The organism is Megalodesulfovibrio gigas DSM 1382 = ATCC 19364 (genome assembly GCF_000468495.1).
In the GTDB taxonomy this organism is placed as follows: Bacteria; Desulfobacterota; Desulfovibrionia; order Desulfovibrionales; family Desulfovibrionaceae; genus Megalodesulfovibrio; species Megalodesulfovibrio gigas.
Genome location: NC_022444.1, coordinates 2,347,276 through 2,363,934, shown reverse-complemented (window position 1 = coordinate 2,363,934; position 16,659 = coordinate 2,347,276). Strand labels below are relative to the sequence as shown.

Annotated in this window: 13 protein-coding genes; 5 read left to right on the top strand and 8 right to left on the bottom strand. The window is 63.5% G+C overall.

Translation table 11 applies throughout. The features are described from left to right. Position 1 precedes the first annotated feature (1 nt). Positions 2–1,117: a sensor histidine kinase gene (locus tag DGI_RS10355; RefSeq protein ID WP_021760960.1), complete on the bottom strand. Its 1,116-nt coding sequence runs from the start codon at positions 1,115–1,117 to the stop codon at positions 2–4. Positions 1,118–1,283: 166 nt separating this feature from the next. Next, positions 1,284–2,927: a glutamate synthase-related protein gene (locus DGI_RS10350; protein WP_021760959.1), complete on the bottom strand. Its 1,644-nt coding sequence runs from the start codon at positions 2,925–2,927 to the stop codon at positions 1,284–1,286. Positions 2,928–3,213: 286 nt separating this feature from the next. Here DGI_RS10350 and DGI_RS10345 point away from each other — a divergent pair, with 286 nt between their 5' ends. Both DGI_RS10345 and DGI_RS10340 read left to right on the top strand, forming a co-directional pair. After that, entirely contained in the window at positions 3,214–3,699 is a 486-nt protein-coding gene (locus DGI_RS10345; RefSeq protein WP_144284170.1) for an STAS domain-containing protein, read from the top strand. Continuing rightward, positions 3,690–4,700: a rod shape-determining protein gene (locus DGI_RS10340; RefSeq protein WP_021760957.1), complete on the top strand. Its 1,011-nt coding sequence runs from the start codon at positions 3,690–3,692 to the stop codon at positions 4,698–4,700. The genes DGI_RS10345 and DGI_RS10340 overlap by 10 nt, the downstream gene beginning before the upstream one ends. A 152-nt stretch (positions 4,701–4,852) precedes the next feature. On the opposite strand, the gene nadA is transcribed toward DGI_RS10340, so the two are convergent. Together nadA and nadC are read right to left on the bottom strand one after the other, a co-directional pair. Next, complete coding sequence (gene nadA / locus DGI_RS10335; RefSeq protein WP_021760956.1) at positions 4,853–5,905, bottom strand: quinolinate synthase NadA; 1,053 nt, start codon at positions 5,903–5,905, stop codon at positions 4,853–4,855. A gap of 9 nt (positions 5,906–5,914) precedes the next feature. Then, the gene (gene nadC / locus DGI_RS10330) at positions 5,915–6,787 is read right to left on the bottom strand and encodes a carboxylating nicotinate-nucleotide diphosphorylase (RefSeq protein ID WP_021760955.1); all 873 of its coding nucleotides are present in this window, start codon (positions 6,785–6,787) and stop codon (positions 5,915–5,917) included. 146 nt (positions 6,788–6,933) lie between these two features. On the opposite strand from nadC, the gene mgtE reads away from it, so the two are divergent. The 3 genes from mgtE (at position 6,934) to DGI_RS10315 (ending at position 12,962) form a co-directional block, all read left to right on the top strand. Next, positions 6,934–8,298: a magnesium transporter gene (gene mgtE, locus DGI_RS10325; RefSeq protein WP_021760954.1), complete on the top strand. Its 1,365-nt coding sequence runs from the start codon at positions 6,934–6,936 to the stop codon at positions 8,296–8,298. A gap of 218 nt (positions 8,299–8,516) precedes the next feature. Then, positions 8,517–12,143, top strand: a complete 3,627-nt coding sequence (locus DGI_RS10320; protein WP_021760953.1) for a PEP/pyruvate-binding domain-containing protein — start codon at positions 8,517–8,519, stop codon at positions 12,141–12,143. Between the two features lie 123 nt (positions 12,144–12,266). Further along, on the top strand, positions 12,267–12,962 hold the full coding sequence (locus DGI_RS10315) for a PHP domain-containing protein (RefSeq protein ID WP_021760952.1): 696 nt from the start codon (positions 12,267–12,269) through the stop codon (positions 12,960–12,962). 65 nt (positions 12,963–13,027) lie between these two features. Here the strand turns inward: DGI_RS10315 and DGI_RS17250 are convergent, their stop codons facing one another. The 4 genes from DGI_RS17250 to DGI_RS10295 form a co-directional block, all read right to left on the bottom strand. Continuing rightward, on the bottom strand, positions 13,028–13,504 hold the full coding sequence (locus DGI_RS17250) for a hypothetical protein (RefSeq protein ID WP_021760951.1): 477 nt from the start codon (positions 13,502–13,504) through the stop codon (positions 13,028–13,030). 15 nt (positions 13,505–13,519) lie between these two features. Beyond that, positions 13,520–14,404 carry a tetratricopeptide repeat protein gene (locus tag DGI_RS17245; protein ID WP_021760950.1) on the bottom strand — a complete coding sequence of 295 codons (885 nt, stop codon included), beginning with the start codon at positions 14,402–14,404 and terminating at the stop codon, positions 13,520–13,522. A 252-nt stretch (positions 14,405–14,656) separates the two neighbouring features. Next, positions 14,657–15,448: an ABC transporter ATP-binding protein gene (locus DGI_RS10300; protein ID WP_027193140.1), complete on the bottom strand. Its 792-nt coding sequence runs from the start codon at positions 15,446–15,448 to the stop codon at positions 14,657–14,659. Between the two features lie 41 nt (positions 15,449–15,489). Beyond that, positions 15,490–16,653: an ABC transporter substrate-binding protein gene (locus DGI_RS10295; protein WP_021760948.1), complete on the bottom strand. Its 1,164-nt coding sequence runs from the start codon at positions 16,651–16,653 to the stop codon at positions 15,490–15,492. Positions 16,654–16,659 lie beyond the last annotated feature (6 nt).

Below are 16,659 nucleotides of genomic sequence, written 5' to 3'. Positions count from 1 at the left end.
CTTATTCCTGAATTTCTGTTGTTTCCAAGGGGAGTTCCACCACAATCCCGGCACCCTTTCCCGGTGCGGCGCGGATGCGCAGCGTGCCGCCCAGCAGGCGGGCCCGCTCGCCCATGTTCCACAGGCCCATGTGCCGATCCCGCTGCTGCCCCCCGGGCACAAAGCCCCGGCCGTTGTCCTCCACCCGCAGCAGGATGGACGGGTGCGAAGCCACCAGCTTCACCGCCACCCGCGAGGCGCCGGCGTGCTGCAGCACGTTGGACAAGGCCTCCTGCACGATGCGGTAGATGTTGATCTGCCGATCGAAGTCCAGCTTCACCGCATCCATGCCATCGGCTCGAAACTCCACCGGCAGGCCGCAGCGGGCAGAGACATCCTCGCACAGTTTGAAAATGGTGCTCACCAGCCCCAGCTGCGCCAGGCCCGGGGGCTGCAGGTCATAGGCGATGTTGCGCACGGCGCCGATGATTGCCCCTGCTGCTGCCGCCAGTTCCTGCGCCTGCACCCGTGGCTGGTCGTGCGCCAGGGATTCCAGGCCGATTTTGAGCATGGACAGGGACTGGGCCACGTCGTCATGCAGTTCCCGGGCAATGCGCTGGCGCTCGGTCTCCTGGGCGCGGATGAGTTCGCGGGACAGGGCCTGCAACCGTTCCTCGGCCCGTCTGGATTCCAGGATGCGTCCCAGATTTTCGGCCACCGCCTGCAGCAGTTTGGCTTCTTCTTCCAAAAAGGGGGGGTCCGACGCCCCCTGCAACCCGGGCATGCCCGGAGAGGGTGGCGGCCAGTGCAGATAGCACAGTTCGATACGGCCGGCCGGGGCGGCCTCGGCCACAATGCGTCGCGTCTGCCGCCAGGGGGTGCGCACAAAGCCCGGCGTGGCGAAGGCCTGTCCTTCCAGCTCCACCCGGGCCGCGGCCAGCTCCGGATACCGCCACGCCTGGCAGAGCAGCCCGGCCACCTCCCGGGCCAGCACAGCCAGAGGCAGTTCCCGGCGCTGCGCCAGACGCGAGACAGCATACAGGCACTCCAGCTCCTTCACACGCTCCCGCAGTTCCAGTTCCGTGACGCGCACGGGTGCCGGAGTTTCGGTGCTCGGATGTTTGGATGTGCTGGACATGGCGTGCTCGCCGCGGTGCAGGGTTGAAGCGTTGCCGCCTATGCATCAAGTGTAGCACCGGCCACGATGGATCGCCACAAGGGCCTCGGGGGGGCCGGGGATTCGGGGGAAAGCCTTTCTTTCGAAAAGGGTTTCCCCCGAGAACTCCTTTCAATGATAACGTACCCTACCCCAGCAGAATGCGGCGGGCGAACTCGTCGCCGGCCTGGGAGAAGGTGGGAATGCCGGTTTCGCGGGCCGTCTCCTCGTTGGCCGAGAAGAGATCCTGCCGGCTGATGCCGCTGAGGCGGAACTTCCGGGCACCGGCCATGAGCTGCTGCAGGCCTGCGCCCAGCTTGTCCGCCAGACACCACATGGCCACTGCACCCAGGGGCAGTTCCTTCATGGCCTTGGGGCCCACCTTGGCCTGCACTTCGTGGAAGCAGGCAAAGAGCTTTTCCGGGGTCTCGCCCATGGCCTGGACGGTTTTGGGCAGGCTATCCCAATTGCCGTGCACGGCGGCCTTGCGATCGGGGTACAACGCGCCTTCGATGTTCGCGCCCAGGAATCCGGGAATCATCATCGCCCGGCCCATGCACACCAGCTTGGTGTAGGGTGCGCCCAGGGCCAGGGCCTTGAAGAGGTGGTCTTCACGGACCAGACCGCCGGCAAAGGCCATGTCTGCCGGACGCTGGCCCTGGGCGGCAACCAGGGCGGCATATTCCGCGGCCTTGGCATGCAGGGGCAGGGAGGGCACGCCCCAGGTTTCCATCATGTTCCAGGGGCTCATGCCGGTGCCGCCGCCGGCGCCGTCGATGGTCAGCAGATCAAGCCGGGCGTCCGCAGCCAGGCGGATGGCCATGGCCAGGGCTTCCAGGCCGTAGCAGCCGGTCTTGAGGGAAATGCGCTTGAAGCCGCAGCGGCGCAGTTCGGCCACGGCATCCATGAAGTTGGCGCGCACGCCATCCCAGCCGGGCTGCTCCGTGAAGCCCAGGCGGCTGTGCCGGGCAAAGCAGGTGACGGCGCCGTCGGCAAAGGCCTGCTGCACTTCGGGCAGATCGGGATCAGGATCCACCAGGTAGCCGCGTTCCTTGAGGAACTGGGCATAGGCCAGGCTGGAGACCTTGATTTCCCCGCCAATGCTCTTGGCCCCCTGGCCCCATTTGAGTTCAATCATCACGTCGTCGCCGTGGGTGTCCACGATGTACTGGGCCACGCCGTTGCGGGCGTCCTCCACATTGAGCTGGACAATGATGGCCCCGTAGCCGCCATCCATGTAGCGCCGGTACACGGCAATGCGGCGGTCCAGCTCCGGCGCTTCGGCAATGCGGCCGTTGTCCAGACGGGCTTCGCGGTCCACACCCACCACATTCTCCCCCACCACGATGGGCACGCCCACCAGGGCGCAGCCCGAGGCAAAGGCGTCCCAGTAACGGGCGGCGATGATGGTGGATCCCAGGGCGCCGGTCATGATAGGCAGGCGGGCCTTCATCTGACTGTCTGCGCCGAAGGTGGTTTCCAGGCTGACGTTGGTGAACAGACAATTGTCCGCATTGGCGGACACGCCGGGGGGCAGGCCCTGTGCGCCGAACAGATTGCCCTGAATGCGCAAGGAGTTGTAGGAAACACCCACATGGGTGGTATTGTCGCTGCCGGCGGTCACCATGCCGAAGTCCCTGGGGTACAGCACGGCCCTGCCGCGCAGGCTGGAAAGCCACGTCTCGCATTTGCCGGCGCAGTCCGCCCGACACAGGGTACACAGGCTGGATTCGCACGCTGCGCCGCGGTTGGCGCTTCCGATCACGTCGTTCTGTCTGGGCCGAGTCTGCATCCGCATCTTCCTTGCGTGAAGGGTTGAACAGGTATCTCTGGGCATGGGAGGCATGGGGGCCCTACCCGCCCCTTGCTGAAAAATTGCCTTGAAATACCGGCAGATGCAGGTATGGTCGATAGGTAATCCACTCGTTTGTGCGGGATACCATCCCGGATTCTCCCGGGAAAAACTCCCGGGAACTTGAGGGCCGGGGACTATTCACCCACTCTTGACACAGGTGTATGCAATGGTCATGCATCACCACCACCGCACAACATCCATATTCATACCCACGCCATTCATCATGCCCTATTGCCCTCCTCCCGCGGATGTCGTCCTCCTCGCCCTGGCCCGCCGTCTGGCGCAGGCCACGGACGACCGCGCCGTGCCGGGGGACTGGACCTGGCTGGACGGCTCGCGCATTCGGGCGCAGCTGCACGCCAACAAGGCTGCGGCGGCCCTGCCCTGGAATCTGGCGTATTTCGATCTCAAGGAAGGCAACCTGCTGCTGGCCTGGCTGGATGCCGACACCCTTGTCCTGCAGTTGTCCGGCGAGATGCGCGGCCTTGCAGCCTTGAATTTCGGGGATGCCCTGCTGGAAGGGCTGGAGCTCGGCTGCTCCCGGTTCGTGCTGGATTTTGCGCAGGTGGCGTATCTTGGCCAGGATGCCCTGCATCTGGTGGCCATGCTGTGGCGGGAGCTGGGGCAGGAAGGCCGCCAGCAGCAGCTGTTGTTGCAGCATGCAGCGGGCTTCCCCGAACTGCGCAGGGCGGCGCCCTCATGTTTCTGATCTCCGACGCCGCCCAGGCGCGCAAAGCCGCCCGCCAGGCCCCCGGGGCAGACGTGGGCGTGGATTTCGGCACCGGCCATGTGGTGATCTGGAAACGCGGCCAGGGCCTGGTGCTGCATGCGCCAAGCATCATTGCGCTGAACTGCAAGGCACAGCACCGGGTGCTGGCGGTAGGGGATCAGGCCAAGCGCTATGCGGGCAGAACGCCCAGGGGCATCCGTGTCATCAGCCCCATGCAGGGTGGCATGGTGGCGGATCTGGACATGGCCGAAACCCTGCTCAAGACCTTGCTGCAGTCCTGCCATGGCCCCGGCCGGCGACGGCGGCTGGCCATCGCCATTCCCCTGGACGCCACGGACGTGGAACGCAATGCCCTGCTGGGGCTGGCCGGCGAGCTGGGCTATGCCGCGGTGCAGGGGCTGCCCTCGCCCCTGGCGGCAGCCCTGGGGGCCGGCCTGCCCGTTCTGGAACCCCGGGCAAGCATGGTGCTGGATCTCGGCAGCGGCTGCTGCGAAGCTGCCATCGTGGCCATGGGCGGCATCGTGACCAGCCGCACCCTGCGCAGTGGCGGGAATGAGTTGGACGCCGCCGTGCAGCAGCAGATCCGCCTGCAGCATCACCTGCATGCCGGGCAGGAGGCCTGCGAAGCCCTGCGCCAGGATCTGGGCTCCCTGGATCCGGCACACGACACGCGGCGGCTGCCCATCAAAGGCCTGGATACCCGCAAGGGCCTGCCATGCGCCATGGAGATTGAGGCTGCAGAACTGCGGCCAATCCTGACACGCTTTGCCCTGGCCGTGGCAGACACGGCCCGCAGCGTGCTGGAACGCTGCCCGCCGGAACTGTCCGGCGATCTGCTGGAAAGCGGCATCACCCTGTGCGGCGGGCTGGCCCTACAACACGGGCTGGCGGCCTTCCTGCAACAGGAGCTGCGCCTGCCCGTGTTCCAGGATGCCGCCCCCCTGACCACCGTGGCCCGGGGGCTGGGCGCGGCGTTCTGATCGTGTCCTCTTGAAAAGAGTGCTCGGGGGAAAACCTTTCTGGAGAAAGGTTCTTCCCCCGAACCCCCTTTNTTTCCCCTCTCGCAATATCCTTTTTCAAGGTTAAAATACTCTAACGAAAGGTTCGTCCCCCGCATGGCGTTTTCATCCGGCTACGAACACGCCTCCAGCATGCGCGTGAGGCTCGCCCTGGCCGGGGCCGTGTCTGCCTCGTCCACGGTGGTGGCTGCGGTGCGCCCTTCCAGCATGGCTTCCAGGGCGTCGGCCAGGCGGGCTTCGGTGGTCTTGTTCATGTTGCTGCAGCCGGAACGCCACAGGGGCAGGATAGTCTTTTCCGCGGCATGACGTCTGGTCAACCGGTCCACCAGATTGCATTCCGTGCCGATATACACCCGGCTGCCGGCCGGGGCCTCGGCGGCATACTTGATGAGGAAGGACGTGGACCCGGCGCCGTCCACGGCGTTGACCACTTCCTGCGCGCATTCGGGATGCACGGCAATCTTCGCCTCGGGATACTGATCGCGGACCTGCTGAATCTGCGACAGCTTGAACCGGACGGCGTGCACCGGGCAGTTGCCCGGCCACAACAGCAGCCGGGCCTGCAGGGCAGCCTGCGCGTCAATGCGTTCGCCGCGGCCGCGAATATCCAGCCTGAGGCGCTTTTCTGCGGGAATGCCCAGCTTGTTCGCCGTGTTGTGGCCAAGGTGCTGGTCCGGCAAAAAGAGCACCCTGCCCTGTTGCCCGGCTTTGTCTGCCTGTGCCAGGGCCCATTGCAGCATGGTGGCGGCATTGGCCGAGGTGCACACCGCCCCGCCAAAGCGCCCCACCACGGCCTTGGTGGCCACGGAAGTATTGACGTAGGCCAACGGGATTACCGGACTTTCAGGATGCTGCAACCGCTGGAGCACGGCTTCCACATACGTTGCCGGAGACATTTCCGCCATCACGCAGGCGGCCTCGGGCACGGGGTTGAACACCTGCACCCCGGCCGGAGCCAGCAGCGCGGCGGATTCGGCCATGAAGGCCACGCCGCAGAACACCACGTATTTCGCGGCCGTGCCAGGGATGGCCCGGGCCAGCTCCAGGGAATCCCCGGTCTGGTCCGCGTGCTGCACCACGGCGTCTTCCTGATAATGATGCGCCAGGATGACGAGATCCCGGCCCAGCTTGGCCTTGATGGCAAGAATGCGTTCGGTGGGCGTCATGCGGCGTCCTTATTGGTCCGTTGGGGCGATGCACAGGCTGAGATCGGCCACGGGGGCGGAATGGGTCAGCCGCCCCACGCTGACGAAGTCCGGTCCCAGGCTGGCAATGGCGGCCAGAGTGTCGAGGGTGACGCCGCCGCTTACCTCGCTCTGCACCGTGGGAGGGATGCAGGCCAGGGCCGCGCGCAGCGTGTCCAGGTCCATGTTGTCCAGCAGGCACCGGTCCACCCCCAGGGCCACGGCCTCCTGCACGTCGGCCACGGTCCGGCATTCCACCACCATGGGCGGGCACGGATCGTAGGCGCGGCGCAGGGCCGTGACCGCGGCGGTGATGGAGCCTGCGCGGTCGATATGATTATCCTTGGCCATGAGCATGGAATGCAGATCCATACGATGATTGCAGGCCCCGCCCACGCGCACGGCGTATTTTTCCAGGGCCCGCAGGCCGGGCAGGGTCTTGCGAGTGTCCAGCAGGGTGGTGTTCGTCCCCTGCAGCTGGGCCACGTATGTCCGGGTCAGGGTGGCAATGCCGCTGGCGTGGCACATGCAGTTCAGAATCACCCGCTCCGCAGCCAGGATGGTCCAGGCGCTGCCACGCAACAGGGCCAGCCGCGTGCCGGGGAGCACATCCGCCCCCTCTTCCACCAGATATTCCGCCACCACGCCGCCGCCGGCCAGTTCCAGGACCAGGGGAATGAGCGGCAGCCCGGCCACGCGGCAGTCGTCCTTGGCCAGCAAGGTGGCCGTCAAGGATTCCTGGGCCGAAAAGATGCCGCGGGAGGTCAGGTCTGGCCCGTCCTCGTCCAGGGCGGTCTGGAGCATGCAACGGATCTGGCGCTGCTGGGTGGCGTCAGGGACTACAACATCCAGGGAGGGAACCATAGGCAGCCTTTTTCCAGGCGGGCGCAATGGGGAATGTGAAGGATTGTGCTCGCCGCAAGGTGTTGGTAGAAGGAGGCGCGCATCTTGTTAGGCCGTCGCCTTGGGTTTCGTCAAGGTGGCTTTCCGGTGGAGAGGATCAAAAAGGTATGGAAATGGACAAACAGGAAATGGACATCCGCCACCCTTCGCAAGCCCCCCGCGACGCCGAGTCCCTGGCCGGTCTGGTGCACGACCAGCAGGAATCCTTCGAGAACGTGCACCCTGCCGACGCCGCAGACCACCTGGAGGCCATGCCCCTTGAGGAACAGGTGGAAACCGTCGGCAATCTGGATCCCGAGGACGCAGCCAACGCCATCTCCGAGATGGACACCCACCGCCGCGCCCAGCTCATCGCCACGCTGGACCCGGACCAGGCCGCGCACATCTTCTCCCAAATGCCCTACGACGACGCTGCCGACGTGCTTGACGAGCTGCCCCGCCCCCTGCGCGAGACCATGCTCAAACGCATGCACAAGGAAGACGCCGCCCAGATAGCCCACCTGATGCGCTACGACCCCGACACCGCCGGCGGGGTCATGAACACGGAAAACGTCATCCTGGATCACGGCCTCACGGCAGACCAGGCCATCGCCATCCTGCGCCGGGACATCGAAGACAAGGAAATCCCGTACTACGCCTATATCGTGGACGAAGACGAACGGCTCAAGGGCGTGGCCTCCTTGCGGGAGCTGCTGGTGGCCCGGCCGGGCGTGCTGCTGCGCGATCTCATCAAGGATCAAACCCTCATCACCGTGCATTCACGCACGGACAAGGAAGAGGTGGCGCGCAGCCTTTCGCATTACAACTTCCTGGCCCTGCCCGTGGTGGACGACGCCGGCAAATTTCTGGGCGTGGTGACGCACGACGACGTCATTGACATCATTCACGAAGAAGCCAGCGAAGACATGCTGGGGATGGTGGGCGCCGGCGTGGATGAAACCGTGGACACGCCCTGGCGCCAGTCCGTGCTCAAACGGCTGCCCTGGCTGTGCGTGAACATGTTCACCTCCCTCATGGCGGCCATCGTGGTTGGTTTTTTTGAGGAATCCATCGAAAAAATGGCCATCCTGGCGGTGCTCATGGGCATTGTCTGCAACCAGGGGGGCAACACCGGGCAGCAATCCCTGGCGGTGGTCATCCGGCAGTTGGTGCTGGAAGCCATGGACCGTAAAAAATCTTCCCACGCCATCCGACGCGAATTGCGCATCGGCCTGCTCAATGGGCTGGTCATCGGCGTCTTGGTGTCTGCTGCAGTGACGCTCGTCACCAAAAATCTGGTACTGGGCATGGTCATGGGCGGGGCGCTACTGATGAACATGACACTGGGGGCCACAGTGGGAGCGTCCATCCCCCTGGTGTTGCGGCGTCTTGGGCGCGATCCTGCCCAGGCGTCCAGCATTTTCCTCACCGCCTGCACAGATACTGGCGGCTTTCTGATTTTCCTTGGATTGGCCACCCTGTTTCTGCTATAACCCCAATCGGCGGCGTGACAGACTGTCGCGCAACCGTGACATTGACGAACGCCTGCGCGCAGGCTATAAATTCGGATGCGCCGGCGCTGCGAGAAGGCTGCGCCGGACATTTATTCTGGATCATCCGCAAGCTGCCGCGTGCATCCGGTGCACCAGGCGCGTCCTTGCTGCACACACTCAGCTTCTTGAGCAGAAAGAGCCCCCAAGGAGGCGTGACGATGGCGAAAGCGAAGGCCGAAGCACAGATGGCCACCCAGACTTCTGCCGAACAGGGAACCGAGACCGCAAGCCCGGGGCAGGAGCAGGCGGGCGCGCCGGACCTGGCCAAGCTGAAGGAAAAACTGGTGCTCACCGGGGCGGACATTGTCGCCATCGGCGAAGAGGCCGAACTTTTGGTCGGCGGCAAGAACTACAACACCGCCATCATCAGCCAGGTATCGGGCATCCGCGCCCCGCAATTCCGCGCCATTTCCTCCATCGCCTTCCACAGAGTGCTCGACGAAACCAAGGTGAACGCCACCCTGGTGCGCCAGCTGGTGGACCGCGAGTACAACCGGACGGACTGGAACGATGCGGAAATCAACAAGGATCCCGAATACCTCAAACACTTTGTGCGCCGTTTGGCCAAGGACGTCAAAAGCGAGACCCGGGCCCATCCCGGCGCCAACCAGCTCAAGCTGCGCACCTTCATCAACAACGTGGTGGAAGGTTTCGCCACCTCGCCCGAAGGCATAGACCAGCTTCGCAAGCGTTCCATGCTGGTGCAGGTGGGCATCCTCTCCGTGGAAATGCCCAAGGACATCGAAAACGCCGTCCGCGAGGCCTACAACGAGATCTGCAAGGAAGCCGGCATCGAAGATGAACCCGTGGCCGTGCGTTCCTCCGCCGCAGGGGAAGACAGCCGCAAAAAAGCCTTTGCCGGCCTGCAGGATACCTACCTGAACATCGTGGGCGACACCCAGTGCGTGGAAGCCTACCAGTGGGACTGCGCCTCTGCCTACAACCTGCGCTCCATGACGTATCGCCGCGAGGCCATCCTGGACGCCCTCATCAAGGCGGAAGACTCGGGCGACGATGAAATCGCCACCAAAGCCAAGATCGAGTGGTCCATCGAGAACACCTCCCTCTCGGTCTGCATCATGCGCATGATCAACCCCGTCATCTCCGGCACGGCCTTCAGTGCAGATACGGCCACCGGCTGCCGCGGCACCATGCGCAAGGATCTCGTCTCCATCGACGCCAGCTACGGCCTGGGCGAAGCTGTGGTGGGCGGCATGGTCACCCCGGACAAGTTCTACGTCTTCAAGCGTGGCGACGGGTCCGAAGTGGTCATCCGCTTCATGGGCGCCAAAGACAAAAAAATTGTCTACGACGACGTCATGGGCGGCACCAAAATTGTGGATGTGCCCGAACACGAAGTCTACCGGTGGGCCCTCTCCCTGGCTCAGGCCGAGGAAGTGGCCAAGGGCGTGCGCGCCGTGAGCGCCGCCTATGACGGCATGATCATGGACACCGAGTTCTGCTTCGACGCCGCAGACCGCCTCTGGTTCGTCCAGGCCCGGCCGGAAACCCGCTGGAACGAAGAATTCGAGCACCACCCGCACACCATTTACATGCGCCGTCTGGAAGTGGAGCCCAAGGCCCGCCAGAACGCCGAGTTGGTGCTTGAAGGCAATGGCGCCTCCCGCGGCGCCGGACAGGGCACCGTAAAGTTCCTGCGCAGCGCCCTGGAGCTGAACAAGATCAACAAGGGCGACATCCTGGCCGCCGAACGCACCGACCCGGACATGGTGCCCGGCATGCGCATTGCTGCCGCCATTCTGGCCGATGTGGGCGGGGATACCTCCCACGCCGCCATCACCTCCCGGGAACTGGGCATCCCTGCCGTCATCGGCATCGGCCGGCTGGAAATGCTCAAGAGCCTGGAAGGCCAGGAAATCACCGTGGATGGCTCCACCGGCAAGGTGTACCGCGGCACCCTGCCCCTGGTGGAAGTGGGTGGGGAAATCGACGTCTCCTCCTTCCCTGCCACCAAAACCAAGGTGGGCCTCATCCTGGCGGATGTCGGCCAGGCCATGTTCCTTTCCCGCCTGCGCGAATCCTCTGATTTCGAAGTCGGTCTGCTGCGCGCCGAATTCATGCTCGGCAACATCGCCATCCATCCCCTGGCCCTGGAAGCCTACGACAACGGCGTGCTGGAACAGGTGGTGGAAAAACACATCGAAGAACTGGACAACGAACTCACCAAGATCATCCGCGACCAGATGGCCGCCGGCGTGGTCTCCGTGGACATGAAGCTGCGCCAGTACGTGGGCGTGGTGACGGGTATCGCCAAGGAGCTGGACGCCCTGACCGAACGCGAATCCACCCGCTCCACCGAAGAAGTGCTCTCCATCCATCGCCAGATTCGCGAACTGGACAAGAAGCTTGATGAATACGTGAACCTGGCCTCCCAGCGTATCGACGTGCTCAAAACCAGCACCGATCTGGAAGAGCATGTGGCCGTGATCATGGGCTACAAGGACAAGATCCTCGCCCACGCCGGCAAGGACCCCGACTCCCGCAAGCTGCGCCAGGAGTACGAGGCCGCCATCAAGGCCCAGGTCGAAATGGTGAAGGACGATCCCCAGATCAAGACCATGCTCGAAAAAATCGAGAACATGCGCCGCGATGTGGCCCTCAAGGTGGGCCTGCTGGGAGCCATGGAAAGCGTGACCGGCGTGCCCCGCCGCATCAAGGAAATCCTCAAGGCCCGCGGCTACCGCACCGGCCGCGAGCATTACGTGCAGACCCTGGCCCAGGGCCTGGCCCTGTTCGCCATGGCCTTCTCCGGCCGGCCCATCATCTACCGCACCACGGACTTCAAATCGAACGAATACCGCAACCTCATCGGCGGCATTCTCTTTGAAGAATTTGAAGACAACCCCATGCTGGGCTACCGCGGCGTATCCCGCAACATCCACGACTGGGAGCTGGAAGCCTTCAAGCTCGCACGCGGCATCTTCGGCGGCTCCAACCTCCAGCTCATGCTGCCCTTCGTGCGCACCCTGGAAGAAGCCCGCTCCATGAAGCGCTACCTCGAACAGGTGCACCACTTGCGCAGCGGCAAGGACGGCCTCAAGCTGCACCTGATGAGCGAAATCCCCTCCAACGCCATCCTGGCCAAGCAGTTCATCGAGGAGTTCGACGGCTTCTCCATCGGCTCCAACGACATGACCCAGATGGTGCTGGCCACGGACCGCGACAACGCCCGCCTGCGCCATATCTACGACGAAGAAGACCCTGCCGTCATCTGGGCCATTCTGGTCACCATCTTCACCGGCCAAAAGATGGGCAAGAAGGTGGGCTTCTGCGGCCAGGGCGTGTCCAACTCCCTCATCCTGCGCGGTCTGGTGAGCATTGCCGGCATTGTCTCGGCCTCCGTCGTGCCGGACACCTATGCCCAGACCAAGTTCGATGTGGCCGAAGTGGAAAAGGAAAACCTCAGCGCAGACAAACTGGGCGACTGGCTCTGCCAGCAGTTCCTGGAACGCCTCAAGAAGGCCATCAAGGTCAACAACTACGAACACATTCTCAAGAAGTACACCACCGCGGCGGACTTCATGGAATGGTACGAAGGCGAGTTGGCCCGCCTGCACGAACAGTTGCGCGACAACATGGACGCGGCCAAGGAAAGCTTCTACCGTCAGGAGATGGAGAACTTCCGCGCCACATTCCACAAGGCCGCCATCTATGCCAACTGGAACTGGAACGAAACCGTGACCGACGCCCTGCACCACGCCGGCTTCGCCACCTTCGGCGAGCAGGCCGCGGCCCTGGCCGAGCAGCGCAAGAAGCACTGGTAGTAGCTGCTCAGCGCACCGCCATCATCACGGCGCCCTCCTGCTCGGCAAGGGGGCGCCGTTTTTATTGCTGCAACAGACTGACCGCACACTTGCCCCGCGCGCGGATCGTGGTATGCTCCGGCAATGCGACTGGATTGCCACGCCCACACCCGGCGGTTTTCCGCCTGTTCGTCCCTGGCCCCGGAGGAACTCTGCCGCCTGGCCCTGGCCCGCGGGCTGGATGCAGTGGTGTTCACCGAACATCATCATCAATGGAGCCGGGAGGATCTGATCTTTCTGGAAGCGGCCCACCCGCCCCTGCGGCTGTATGCCGGCATGGAACTGACTCTGGCCGAGCACTATGACGTGGTGCTCATCGCCCCGCCGGCATTGCTGACGGAGCACTGCCCGGGCCGTCCGGGCCTGTCCCTGGCCGAGGTGGCCCGCGGGCTGGCCCCGGTGCGCAGCCAGGTATTCGCCTTTGTGGCGCACCCGTTCCGCTATTCGTGCGATATTCCGAACGAACTCATGGATATTCTGCACTGGGTGGACGGCGTGGAAGTGAATTCCGTCAACCTGCTCAAGTACAATCACACCCTGCACCAGGGGTTTGTGGCGCCCACAAACTGGGCTTGCTACACGCATGCCCTGCGGCTCGTGCCGCGGATAGCCTTGTATAATACCGATTGCCATCATCCACCCGGGGTGGGCGTGCTGGCCAACGAGCTGCCCGCTCCGCCTCCGGAAGACGAAGCCGCCCTGGTGCAACTGCTGCGCACCACCCCCATTGCCCAATGGCAACACGCCACGGCCCTGCGCGCCATGCTGGACCCGGACTAGAGCATTGTAATTTTGAAAAAGGACNAAGGTTTTCCCCCGAGAACTCCTTTCAAAGATAACTTGCTCTATTGAAACGCCGCGTCGGAAAGCATGGTTTTGCCGCGCAGAAATGCCGCCAGCATGGGACGGCTCTCGGGATGCACACGCATGGGAGAGATCGCAGGGCGTTTGTGCCCCTGCAGCAGCAGGGCCCGATCCATGGCATCGGCCTGGAACAGCTGCACCGGCACAAGCAGGCTCCGGGCCTGGCTGATGCCGCCGGACCACACCAGCCGGACCGGCAACACCGTCTTGCGGCCGGACGGCAGCTTTCTGGAAACCATCACCCCTGTGCGAAGCAGCACCTCTGCCGCCACGCCGGGACGCATGGCCCCCCAGACAGCCCAATGCGCCAGAAACTGCGGGGCCAGGGCCACGTAATACCAGGGGTCCACCTTCCAGGCCAGGGACCGGGGGGAGAGGTTCAACAGCTGCGGCCGCGCCTGCATCTGGCGGGCAAGGGCATGCTGCAGCCGGGTCAGCTCGCTGGAATAATCGAGCATGGCTGCCACTCCTGGCTACAGCGAAAACCTCGGGAACTTCTTTCTGTTTTTCTCGATGAAATCCAAAAACTTGCGGGACATTTCCAGACCCGGGTTGAGCTCCAGGCTCTTTTGCAGCAGCTCCGTGGCCTTGGCGACCTCGCCACGCTCGTAATGGATGCGGGCCATGTTGTGATAGATGTGGTCGTCGTTGGGTGAGAGTTCCAAGGTGCGGCGGTACATCTTCAAGGCCATGTCCGGCAGATTGTTTTTGCGCAGGCCAATGCCGAACTCGTTGAACATGTGCTTGTGTCGCGGGGCGAACTCGCCGTCCATGGTGGCGACTTTTTCAAACAACTGCAGGGCCTTGATTCTATCTCCCCGCTTGAGATGGGCCACCCCCAGCACAAATTCCGCCCTGGCGCGCTGTTCGGCCTGGTCTTCGGCTGCCTGACGTTTTTTGTCCTGAACATCCTTGCGCCGCTGCAGCAGGGCGGCCATTTCGTCTTCCCCGTCGCCAAGGGGGGTGCGGTCCAGGCTTACTTTGCCTGCCTGCCCTGGCGGGGACAGGTCGGGAATGTCTTTGAGCTGCAGCGGGAGCAGGGACGTGTCTGCCGGGTCTGCAGCGGGTGCGGAGGGCTGCCCTTCCGGGCCAGGACGCCACAGGGCTTTGGTGCCCTGCTCCACAAAATAATCCGGCTCGAACGTGAAGCGGGCGCTCAGCTCCGTCGTGGTGATCGGACGCTTTTGCCCGGTGGGAATGAGGTTCTGGTTCAACGGCTGGATGCTGAAGCTGCCGTCATCTTCCGTTTGCACGGCCCAGAACCGCTTGACCTTGGCGGCACGACGCGTCATCCCCGCAATGAGCGGGGTGCTGTGGGTGCTGGAGTAGATGCCTTTTTTGACAGACGAATCAGCCATACGATCTCCGCGCAAAAGTCGAGAATCCGACGCTGCGCCGCAGTGGCTGCCAGGACACGCCGGAAGACAACACGGTGATGCCAGCCTGCGGGCGCGCGGTCAAGTCGTTACGAAGGGGGTGCCATGACGATTCGGGAACTTGACGAGGAAAAGCCTAGAGCATGTTGTGTTTGAAAAGAACTCTCGGGGGAAACCCTTTCTGGAGAAAGGTTCTTCCCCTCTCGCAATGTCCTTTTCCAAAATTAAAATGCCCTAGCCCAGCCAGCGCTTGCGGCGGCGGTAATGCTTGACGTCCTTGTAGCGCTTCTTCTCGCCGCCATGGCTCATGCCCAGGTAAAATTCCTGCACGTCCGGATTTTGCAGCAGGGCCTGGGCCTCGCCTTCCAGCACGATGCGGCCATTTTCCATGATGTAGCCATGGGAGGCGATATTCAGGGCAGCGCGGGCATTTTGCTCCACAAGCAGAATGCTCACACCCTCGTCGGCGTTGAGTCGTTTAATGATGGTGAAGATGTCTTCCACCAGCAGCGGGGCCAGGCCCAGGGAGGGTTCATCCAGCAACAGCAGCTTGGGCCGGGCCATCATGGCGCGGCCGATGGCCAGCATCTGCTGTTCGCCGCCGCTCATGAAGCCGGCCAACTGCTTCTTGCGCTCGGCCAGGCGGGGAAAATAGTCATAGACCCGTTCCAGGGAGGGAGCCAGCTCCGCCCGCGGCCGGGTGAAGGCCCCGCAGCGCAGGTTCTCCTCCACGGTCAGGTCCTCGAACACCCGCCGTCCTTCCATGACCTGAAAAATGCCCGAACGGACGATCTTGTCCGGCGGCAGGCCATGCACGGGGCGATCCTCCAGCAGGACCGCCCCTTCCGTAATCTCGCCGTTTTCGCCGGCCAGCAGGCCGGAAATGGCCTTCAGGGTGGTGGACTTGCCGGCACCGTTGGCCCCCAGCAGGGCGGTGATCTTCCCGGCGGCAGCCGTGAGGGAGAGGCCCTTGAGCACGAGGACCACCTCGTTGTAGACCACCTCCAGGTTTTCCACGCGCAGCATGTCCACAATCCGACTCCTTCTGCAATCCTGCAAAGCAGTTACTACTTGCCCAGCCATTCGGCTTTGCGTTCCAGCACTTCGGTGCCCACCTTCACCAGCTTGCCGCCTTCGACCTTGTAGATGAAGGAGGTCATGGTGGGACGATGATCGTCCGGGAAGAAGGACACGGGCGGGGTCAGCCCCAGGGGATCAAAGTCGCGCAGGGCCTCGGTCTCGTTTTTCACGGCCTCCCCGGTCAGCGTCCCCTTTTCCAGGGCGCGGCGGATGGCCTCGGCCATGACGTAGGTGGAGGCGAAGCCACGGTAATAGTGCGTCATAGGGATCTGGCCGCCGGTGAGTTCCAGGATGATCTTGTTGCCGGCGGTGTCGTCATAGCCGGTGGACGCACCCTGCACGGTGTAGGCGCCTTCGGCGGCATCACCAGCGAGTTTGAAGAGGTCTTCGTCGATGCCCCAGATGTTGGTGAAGAAGATGGTGTCCATCTTCAGCTTCTGGGCGTCCTTGAGCACCACGGAGGTGGAGGGGGTGGTGCCGCCAATCCAGCAGAAGTCCGGAGCCTTGGACTTCAGGGCCAGCAACTGGGAGGTGGCGTCCATGGCTTTGAGGTCCACGTGTTCATCGCCCACCACCTCATAGCCCAGTTCCTTGGCGTAGGCCTTGCCGCCTTCCAGGGGGGTGAGGCCGTAAGGATGATCAGGGTAGATGAAGGCCAGCTTGGGAGCGCGCTCTTCCTTCCAGTTGTCCTTGAAGAATTTGAGGATGCCGCGCAGGTTGGAGGTATAGTCGGCCACCACAAAGAAATTGTACGGGGCGTTTTTGGGATCCGTGAGGTGGGCGGAATAGGAGGCCGAGAAGCAGGGGATTTTGTCCTGGGCCACGAACCGGGTCAGGGCCTCGGTGTCTGCGGTGCCCCAGCCCTGCAGGGCCACGATGCCCTCGGTCTTGAACTTTTTGTAGGCGGAGAGGGCCTGCTGGACGTTGTAGGCATAGTCCACCTGCAGGGGCTGCAGGGTGTGCTCGCCCAGGAACTTGCTTTCGTTCAGGTACCTGACGCAATCCTGCACGCCCTTGGCGTACGGCACGCCCACGCTGGACGTGGGACCGGACAAGTCTGACAGCACGCCGATCTTGATGGTCTCGGCCATGGCCGGGCTGGCCACGAGCAACATCAACGCCATTGCCGCCGCGAAAATCTGTGTCCGCATACGTCG